10 protein-coding genes are annotated in these 8954 nt (G+C 62.0%); 1 reads left to right on the forward strand and 9 read right to left on the reverse strand.

Features of this window, described 5'->3' with window-relative positions; genetic code table 11:
* Positions 1-1184, reverse strand: a 1184-nt coding sequence (locus VJ604_RS16620) for a ComEC/Rec2 family competence protein (RefSeq protein WP_324084484.1), incomplete at its 3' end; no start/stop codon positions are given.
* A gap of 401 nt (positions 1185-1585) precedes the next feature.
* On the opposite strand from VJ604_RS16620, the gene VJ604_RS16625 reads away from it, so the two are divergent.
* Positions 1586-2041, forward strand: coding sequence for a hypothetical protein (locus VJ604_RS16625; RefSeq protein WP_324084486.1), 456 nt, complete (start codon positions 1586-1588; stop codon positions 2039-2041).
* A 3-nt stretch (positions 2042-2044) separates the two neighbouring features.
* Here the strand turns inward: VJ604_RS16625 and VJ604_RS16630 are convergent, their stop codons facing one another.
* The 8 genes from VJ604_RS16630 to fabD all read right to left on the reverse strand — a co-directional run bounded on the left by VJ604_RS16630 (position 2045) and on the right by fabD (position 8664).
* On the reverse strand, positions 2045-2932 hold the full coding sequence (locus VJ604_RS16630) for a radical SAM protein (RefSeq protein ID WP_324084487.1): 888 nt from the start codon (positions 2930-2932) through the stop codon (positions 2045-2047).
* Between the two features lie 83 nt (positions 2933-3015).
* Positions 3016-3309 carry a hypothetical protein gene (locus tag VJ604_RS16635; RefSeq protein WP_324084489.1) on the reverse strand — a complete coding sequence of 98 codons (294 nt, stop codon included), beginning with the start codon at positions 3307-3309 and terminating at the stop codon, positions 3016-3018.
* A 205-nt stretch (positions 3310-3514) separates the two neighbouring features.
* Positions 3515-4762, reverse strand: a complete 1248-nt coding sequence (gene glyA, locus VJ604_RS16640; protein ID WP_324084491.1) for a serine hydroxymethyltransferase — start codon at positions 4760-4762, stop codon at positions 3515-3517.
* A gap of 88 nt (positions 4763-4850) precedes the next feature.
* Complete coding sequence (gene rpiB / locus VJ604_RS16645) at positions 4851-5300, reverse strand: ribose 5-phosphate isomerase B (protein ID WP_324084493.1); 450 nt, start codon at positions 5298-5300, stop codon at positions 4851-4853.
* A gap of 1 nt (position 5301) precedes the next feature.
* The gene (fabF, locus tag VJ604_RS16650) at positions 5302-6534 is read right to left on the reverse strand and encodes a beta-ketoacyl-ACP synthase II (protein WP_324084495.1); all 1233 of its coding nucleotides are present in this window, start codon (positions 6532-6534) and stop codon (positions 5302-5304) included.
* A gap of 85 nt (positions 6535-6619) precedes the next feature.
* A complete protein-coding gene (gene acpP, locus VJ604_RS16655; RefSeq protein ID WP_324084497.1) occupies positions 6620-6853 on the reverse strand; it encodes an acyl carrier protein in 234 nt (77 codons plus the stop codon).
* Between the two features lie 138 nt (positions 6854-6991).
* Complete coding sequence (gene fabG, locus VJ604_RS16660; RefSeq protein ID WP_324084499.1) at positions 6992-7732, reverse strand: 3-oxoacyl-[acyl-carrier-protein] reductase; 741 nt, start codon at positions 7730-7732, stop codon at positions 6992-6994.
* Complete coding sequence (fabD, locus tag VJ604_RS16665; protein ID WP_324084502.1) at positions 7729-8664, reverse strand: ACP S-malonyltransferase; 936 nt, start codon at positions 8662-8664, stop codon at positions 7729-7731. Before fabD ends, fabG begins: the two co-directional genes overlap by 4 nt.
* Positions 8665-8954: the final 290 nt, after the last annotated feature.

Below are 8954 nucleotides of genomic sequence, written 5' to 3' on the forward strand. Positions count from 1 at the left end.
ATCTTGTGCCAGGAGGGAACCAGCAGAGGGGCGATCACGATGAGCCCCCAGATCGCCAGGAACGACAGCTGGAAGGATACCTCGAAAAGGGTTTCCGGAGCCCAGCACAAGATGGCGCAGGCCGCGAGCAGCAGTGAGTTGACCGGTTCCAGCTCGCGTTTTACATGGATCGCGGCAACCAGGGCCGCGATCATCAGCACGCTCCTCTGGGTCGCCGGTGCCGCCCCGGAAAGAAAGAGGTAGAAGACCACCACCGGGAGTGCCAGGGCCAGCAACGACCGTCTCAGGTTCAGGTGGAGCGTCAGAAACTCGCTGCCACGCGCGAGCAGGAAGAGCAACTGGAAAAGACAGAGGAAGATGATGCTGACGTGGAATCCGGAAATGGAGAGGATGTGGTTCACCCCGCTCCGGGCGTAGGCATCGCTCAACTCTTTCGGGATGTCGCCGGCGTCCCCTAGCAGGAGGGCTTTGAGGACTGCCCCTTCCTCCCCAGGCGCCTGCAGGGAAACGAAGCGCCCCAGGGAGAGCGCCAGACGGTCCATGGCATGCCGGCAGCCATCTCCCGAAGTCAGCAGTACCATCTCGTCGGCACTCTTGAGGAAGGCGGTGGCGAAGACACCTTGGTAGGCGAGACGGCGCGGATAGTCGCTCTCGCCGGGGATACCGAGGCCTCTCGGTTTGCGGATCTTGGAGGCGAAGAGGACCCGGTCGCCGGTTGAAAACGGAGCCCTCCCCTGGTCGATCTGCACCAGCAGCCGGCCAAGATGACCTTGGCGAGTTCGTGTCCCGTTGGCGGTGGGCGCTGACGGCCCCTCGTCGTTGTCATGAACATCCCCATCGAGCCAGAGTCGCTCGACCTGCACATATACCCTGCCTCCACCGGTGGAAAGCCCCTCCGGACGCTGGTCAATAACTCCCTGGATCTTCACCGGCTGCTCGGTTGCGTATACGGCCATGCCGGCTTCCGGATCCAAAAAAGGCTTAAGTGAAGCCCCGCCCAGGACGAAGAACAGCATGGTAAGCGAGAGCAGGAAGGGTAAGCGGTGGGTGACGAAGCAGGCTGCCAGGGTTGTGACGAGCAAAGCGGCCACGGACCAGTCAGGGGGAGTCGAGCCCCAGGCATCGGCGGCGCACAAGCCGGCGATCAAGGAACTCAGCGGGATCAGCAGAGGTCTCTCCTGCATGCAGCCTCCTGCCACCCGCTGGAGCTCCCCCCGAACATCTCCCGCAGGGATGGGGGGTGCTGACAGAAGAGGATATTAGCCGGTGCATCCTCGCGGTGACTCCACTCTCATAGCACGCAGGGCGTGATCTGCAACATCAGGGAAAGACCAGCAATCGATACCTTCCGCTGTGCAAAGTTTTAGCTCCGGCTAACCTGTTGACCTCCCGGCCCTTTTCGAGCAAAAAAGAGGCACTGTTCAGCATTGGCACACGGCGGGAGCCAGCCGCGGTTCCCTCGGCAGTCCGTCGCAACGGAGCAAACATCAACATTTCAGAAGGTTGTAAGCCAGACAGCACCCTCGTCAAGTTGGTACGACCGTTGAAAAGTGGAGAGTAAACATCCAACGAGGAGGGTATCGTCATGGCATACAAAGCGCGCAGCACCGAAAAAGCCGGCGGATACGACTATCGGATCATGGAGGTTCGCCTCAGGAAGAAAAACGCCGGGCCGGACGCAAAGGAAGAGTTGCGCCTCTTGATGGTGGATAGCAGTTGGGATACCCTGCGGTTCGTGCAGGACAACATGGAAGAACTGGTGGGGAACATCGTTCGGCTGAGGCGCCTGGAGGACTGCACGAACAAGGGTATCAACGAGAGCGCAGCCCTCTTCCAGAGAAACCTGGAGCCGCTGATGTCGTCCTTGGCCGCCTCCAAAGGGGAAGGTGTCATGGACAAGCTGTCGCTTTCCCTCAAGAAAGCCCTCTTGCTGCTGGTCATGGAGCGCTACCAAAGCGACCGCGACCAGGCCTGCAAGGTGCTCGGCATCACCCGGGAAAAGCTGGACAACGAACTGGTCCTCTGTGGCGTCGCCCGCTAAAAGCTAGAAGTACTCCTCCTTGTAGGCGGGGACCTGGCAACTCCAACCTGGCCGGCGTTTGGCCTCGGCCAGGGCGGCGGCTGCGGTATCGATCAGACGCTGTCGGTCCTTCGGGTAGCTCCCTGCCAGGTTAAGGAAATTGGAGACGTGATTGGAGCGCAGAATGGTCCGCTGCGGCTCCAGGCGAAGCAGCAACGCGAGGGTTTCCTCAAGTATTTCCCCGTGGGTGAGCGGTTCGATGGAGGCGAGGAACTCGTCGTTGTGCCGCACGAACATGGTGAGCAGAGAGAAGTATTCCGGGGAAAGAGCGTTTACCCACGCCGCCGTCGCCGCCGCATGCTCCGCGCTGCGCACGCGGCCGGCAAGCCCCAAAATGGCAGTGACCGAAAGCTTCAGCCCCGCATCCTGCGCCTTCCTGCACAATTGCAGCATCTCCTCCGGCCCGTACCCCTTGTTCACCATCAGGAGCGTCTCCGCGTCTCCGCTCTCCAGCCCGAAATAGAGGATGCGCAGCTTTTTCTCCCGCAGCAGAGCGAGGTCGTCCCCGCTCTTGGTGGTGAGGCTCTGCGGTGAGGCGTAGGCCCCCACGCGGGTGAGACCGGGGAAGGTCTCGGAGAGGGCATCGAGGATGGTGGCAAGTCCGGACTGCGGGTAGACGAGGGCATCGCCGTCGGCCAGGAACACGCGCCGGACCAAGGGGCGATAGCGCTCCGGGATCGCATTGATCTCGGCCAGGATCTCGTCCAGGCTGCGCAGACGGAAGCGCTTCATCTTGTACATGCCGCAGAAACGGCAGCCGTTATGGGAACAGCCGAGGGTGATCTGGAAGATGAGGCTTTCGGCCTCGGAGGGGGGGCGAAACAGCGGCTCGTCGTAGTGGAAGAAATACATCAGCGCTCCGTGAGTATATTGCCAGGCAGGTCACCGCATTATACTCACAGCCGGCTCTGCCGACAACAGCGAAGCGGCGTTCGCTACTTTTCGCCAGAAAGGAAATTCTTGGAGGGTTCTTTGGAGGGTGCCCGGACACCGGCGGGGCCGCCGTCGGTTTGGGAGGCGCCGCCGTCGTGGGAGAGGTCGCCGGTCGCCATGCGGGTCTCGTTGCCAGTCCCCGCCTTTCCCTCGCCCATTTGATTCCCTTGCTCCTTCAGGACGTTCTGCATCGTGCTGATCGTGTCCTCAACGGTATTGAGAGACTCCAGAGGATCTTCAGCAAAGCACCTGCCCACCACGCCAACCACCAACAGTACCATCACGATCGCACGCATGACCCACCCCCGAAGAAAACTTCGAGGCAAACATTATCACTGGCTAATCTGGATTTCAACTTAAATTAACTATTTTTATTTTTATGGGAAAGGCGCTATCGATCCCCTGGGTTACGGAGTAACGGCTTGCACAACCCGGCAAAAAAGAAGGGGGATGGCCGAAAAGCCATCCCCCTTCTGAGGTCATCTTACGGTAACGTCGCGACTAGGCGAGACGCCCCGAGTAGAGCGGGAACTTCTTCATGAGCGCGTTGACCTTCTCCTTCACCGCGGCAAGTTTCGCCTCGTCGCTGGCGTTGCCGAGGACCTCGGCGATCAAGCCGGCTACGATCTCCATCTCCGCCTCTTTCAGGCCGTGGGTGGTGGCTGCCGGGGTGCCGATGCGAATACCGGAGGTGATGAACGGCGAGCGGGTATCGAAGGGGATGCCGTTCTTGTTGACGGTGATGCCTGCCCTGTCCAGCGCCTCTTCGGCGACCTTGCCGGTCAGCTCGGTCTCGGAGAGGTCCACCAGCATCAGGTGGTTGTCGGTGCCGCCGGAGGTGAGCTTGAAGCCGCGCGAGGTTAAGCCTGCGGCCAGCGCCTGTGCGTTTTTCACGATCTGCTTCTGGTACTCCTTGAACTCCGGAGAGAGGGCTTCCTTGAAGGCCACCGCCTTGGCGGCGATCACGTGCATGAGCGGGCCGCCCTGGATGCCGGGGAAGATGTTGGAGTTCAGGGTCTTCGCGTAGTCCTCGCGGCACATGATCATGCCGCCGCGCGGCCCGCGCAGGGTCTTGTGGGTTGTGGTGGTCACGAACTCGGCGTAGGGGACCGGGCTCGGGTGCAGACCGGCGGCGATCAGGCCGGCGATGTGGGCGATGTCCACCATCACCACGGCGCCCACCTTGTCGGCGATCCTGCGGAAGGCCTCGAAGTCGATGATGCGCGGGTAGGCGGAAGCACCCACCACGATCATCTTCGGCTTGTGCTCGACGGCCAGGCGCTCGCACTCTTCGTAGTCGATGGTCTGGGTCTCGCGGGAGACACCGTAGGGGACGATGTTGAACAGCTTACCGGAGAAGTTGACCGGGCTGCCGTGGGTCAGGTGGCCGCCGTGGGCGAGGTTCATGCCCAGCACGGTGTCGCCCGGCTTCAGCACGGAGAAGTAGACCCCCATGTTGGCCTGCGAGCCGGAGTGCGGCTGCACGTTGACGTGGTCGGCGCCGAACAGCTCCTTGGCGCGCGCGATGGCGAGGTTCTCCACGACGTCGACCTCGTGGCACCCTCCGTAGTAGCGCTTGCCGGGGTAGCCTTCAGCGTACTTGTTGGTGAGGACCGAGCCCTGCGCCTCCAAGACGGCCGGGGAGACGAAGTTCTCCGAAGCGATCAGCTCGAGGTTGTACTCCTGGCGCTCCGTTTCACGGCGGATGGCAACTGCCACTTCCGGGTCGAATGATTCCAGTACGGACATTTCTTTCTCCTGAATTTTTGGTTCAAGTAAATGAAAACGGGACCGTTTCGAGTCCCGTTTCCAACAGTCTTAAAACGTTTCCAGCCGGCTACTGGAGCTTTAGCTCGCTCTCCAGGGCCGCGATCTTGTCGAGGCGGTTCTGGTGACGCCCGCCGGCGAACTCGGTATCCAGCCAGGCGGCAACCATCTGGCGGGCCACCGGCGTTTCCAGCACCCGGCCGCCCAGCACCAGGATGTTGGCGTTGTTGTGCTCCTTGGCCATGGTGGCCATGAAGACGTCGGTCGCCAGGGCCGCCCGCACGTGCGGGAACTTGTTGGCCACGATGGACATGCCGATGCCGGTGCCGCACACCAGGATCCCCTTCTCTGCGCTCCCCTCGGAGACCCGGCGGCCGACCTGCTGCCCAAAGTCCGGGTAGTCGACCGAGTCGCCGTTGTTGGTCCCCAGGTCCTCGACCTGGATCCCCCTTTCGGCGAGGAGCTTCTTGATCTCTTCCTTCAGTTCCAGGCCGCCATGGTCGCTTGCGATCACGAACATGCTACACCCTCTTGAAGAGCAGCGACGCGTTGGTGCCGCCGAAGCCGAACGAGTTGCTCATCGCGTACTCGAGCTTGGCGTCGCGCGCCGTGTTGGGGACGTAGTCCAGATCGCAGTCGGGATCCGGCTCGTCGAGGTTGATGGTAGGAGGCACCACCGATTTCTGCATCGCCATCAGGGTGAAGACCGACTCCACGCCGCCTGCGGCACCCAAAAGGTGGCCGGTCATCGACTTGGTGGAGGAGACCATCAGCTTGTAGGCGTGGTCGCCGAAGACGGATTTGATCGCCATGGTCTCGCCGACGTCGCCGAAGGGGGTCGAGGTGCCGTGGGCGTTGATGTAGCCGACCTTGTCCGGGGTGACGCCGGCGGTGGCCAGCGCCATCTTCATGCAGCGCGCAGCTCCCTCGCCGCCGGGGGCGGGAGAGGTCAGGTGGTAGGCGTCACCGGAAAGACCGTAGCCGACGATTTCGCCGTAGATCTTGGCGCCGCGCGCCTTGGCCATCTCGTACTCCTCGAGCACCACGATGCCGGCTCCCTCGGAGAGGACGAAGCCGTCCCTCCCCTTGTCGAAGGGGCGCGAGGCGGCGGCCGGGTTATCGTTGTTGGTGGAGAGGGCCTTCATCACCGCGAAGCCCCCGATCCCAAGCGGGGTCACGGTCGACTCGGTACCACCGGCGATCATGGCGTCGGCGTCGCCGCGCTTGATCATGTGGTAGGCATCGCCGATGGAATGGGTCCCGGTAGCGCAGGCGGAAACCGAGGAGACGTTAGGCCCCTTGGCGCCGTACTTGATGGAGATGTGCCCCGGAGCCAGGTTGATGATCAGCATCGGGATGAAGAACGGGGAGATCTTCTTGTAGCCCCCCTCGCCAAGCGCCGTGTGGTAGCGCTCGATGGCGGGGAGCCCGCCCAGGCCGGCGCCCACCAGCACGCCGACGCGCTCCGCGTTCTCCTCGTTGATGACCAGACCGGAGTCCTCCATCGCGTAGTGAGCGGCGCCGAGAGCGTACTGGATAAAGAGGTCCATCTTCTTGACCTCTTTCTTGTCGATGTAATCCTCGGGGTTGAAGTCCTTCACCTCGCCCGCGATCTTCACCGGCAGGTCGGTGGCATCAAAACGGGTGATCGGAGCAATGCCGGACTTGCCGGCTATCAGAGATTCCCAGTTCTTGCTGTTCCCGGTCCCCAGCGGGGAAACGGCACCGACTCCCGTAACGACAACTCTTCTCATTCTGTCAACTCCTTGGAATCTGATCAAACTTCACGCCCGCATACGGAAGGCATGAAAAAGGGGAAGCATAACTCCCCCGTGAATATTAGGTGTGATCAGTGATGTAGTCGATTGCGTCCTGCACGGACTGAATCTTCTCTGCATCTTCGTCGGAAATTTCGATTTCGAACTCTTCTTCGAGAGCCATCACCAGTTCAACGGTGTCGAGGGAGTCGGCGCCGAGATCATCCATGAAAGAAGCCTCATTGGTCACCTGCGCCTCATCGACGCCGAGCTGTTCTGCAACTATCTCTTTGATACGTTTTTCGATCGAAGCCATCTATACACCTCCATTTAATTTTCCTACGTCAGACGATTTTGAATGGTAAAGCTATCCAGTTTCATAGCATGAAAAGATGAAATTGCAAAAGGTATTTTTTGCCTGTTAGGGCAAAAAACGGCACTGATATTAATCGGTTCACATGTACATCCCGCCGTTTACCGAGAGCACGTGACCGGTGATATAGGAACCGGACTCCGCCACCAGGAAGTAGACCGCGTTGGCGATGTCGTCACCGGAGCCGAGCCTCCCCATGGGGATCTGCTCCATGAGTGCCTCTTTGGTCTTCTCGCCCAGTTCGGCGGTCATGTCGGTCTCGATGAAACCGGGGGTGACCGCGTTGACGGTCACGTTGCGGCGGGCGAGCTCCTTGGCCACCGACTTGGTGAGGCCGATCATGCCGGCCTTGGAGGCGCAGTAGTTGGCCTGGCCGGGATTTCCCATCTCCCCCACCACCGAGGAGACGTTGACGATCCTGCCGTAGCGGGCCTTGGACATCAGCTTGGCCGCCTCGCGGATGCAGTTGAAGGCCCCTTTCAGGTTCACGTCGATGACGGCATCCCAGTCGGACTCCTTCATGCGCAAAAGCAGGCCGTCCTTGGTGATGCCGGCGTTGTTGACCAGGATGTCGACCTTGCCGAAGGCGGCTACCGCCTCCTTGAAGAGCGACTCCACCTCGTCCACCGAGGAGACGTCCACCTTGAGGGCGAGCGCCTTGCCACCGGAGGCTACGATCTCGTCGGCGGTGCGCTGGGCGCTCTCCACCGTGGTGGCGGTCACCACCACCGCGGCGCCCTCCTTGGCAAGTTTCAGCGCGACGGCGCGGCCGATGCCGCGGGATGCTCCGGTGACCAGGGCCACCTGACCGTTCAGACTCATATCGCTCCCTCCACCAGCGCCTTAACACCCGCGACGTCCTGGACGTTGACGGTCGCCGACTCCTTGGAAATCCTCTTCACCAGGCCGGCCAGCACCTTGCCGGGGCCGATCTCGATGAAGCCGGTCACCCCGTCCGCCACCATCTGCTGCACGGAGGCGTCCCAGAGTACCGGCGAGCAGACCTGTTCAACCAGCAGCGGCTTCACGCGGGACGCGTCGCTGTTCGGCTTGGCCTCCACGTTGCTGACCACCGGGGTGGTGAGGGTGTTGGCCTGCACGGACTCCAGCGTCTTGGCCAGACGGTCGGCGGCGGGCTGCATGAGGGCGCAATGGAAGGGGGCGCTTACCGGCAGGAGCATCGCCTTCCTGAACCCCTTGGCCTTGGCGATCTCGATGGCGCGGTTGACGGCACCCGCGTGGCCGGCGATCACGATCTGACCCGGCGAGTTGAAGTTGGCGGGAGAGACCACCTCGCCCTGCGCGGCCTCGTCGCAGATCTCCTTGAGAAGATCCGTCTCCACACCCAGGATGGCTGCCATGGCGCCCACCCCGACCGGCACCGCTTCCTGCATGTAGGTGCCGCGCGCCCGCACGGTCCTGAGCGCGTCAGCGAAGTCGAGAGCACCGGCGGCTACCAGCGCGGAGTACTCGCCCAGCGAGTGGCCGGCCACGAAGGAGGCCTTGAGCGGCGACTCCTCGCGCAGAACGCGCAGGGCGGCCACCGAGGCGGCCAGGATGGCAGGCTGGGTGTTGGCGGTGAGTTTCAGATCCTCTTCGGGACCCTCGAAGCACATGGTGGAGAGTTTGAAGCCCAGGGCGTCGTCGGCCTCCTGGAAAGTCCTGGCGGCGATCTGGAAGTTGTCGGCCAGCTCCTTGCCCATGCCGGCGTGCTGCGAGCCCTGGCCCGGGAAGATGAATGCGTAGGATTGCATAGGTACCCTCACTTTCAAAGCGTTGGGAAGATCATTACATAATCGACAGGCCGGCTTGTCGGCCGGCCTTTTTAATCTACAGTCCCCTCTCCCTCCGGGAGAGGGCTAGGGTGAGGGAGGCTTCCCCGAAGGAAAAGTCGCCATGTCTAAGATGCCGGCTTCCCTCACCCCGACCCTCTCCCGGGGGGAGAGGGAGAGATCGAAAGGGGTGGAGAACAGCGGATTCTACCAGCGGATCGCCGCGGCGCCCCAGGTCAGGCCGCCGCCGAAGGCGTCCAAAAGGACGATGT

This window comes from Geomonas sp. (assembly GCF_035254065.1).
Taxonomy (GTDB): domain Bacteria; phylum Desulfobacterota; class Desulfuromonadia; order Geobacterales; family Geobacteraceae; genus Geomonas.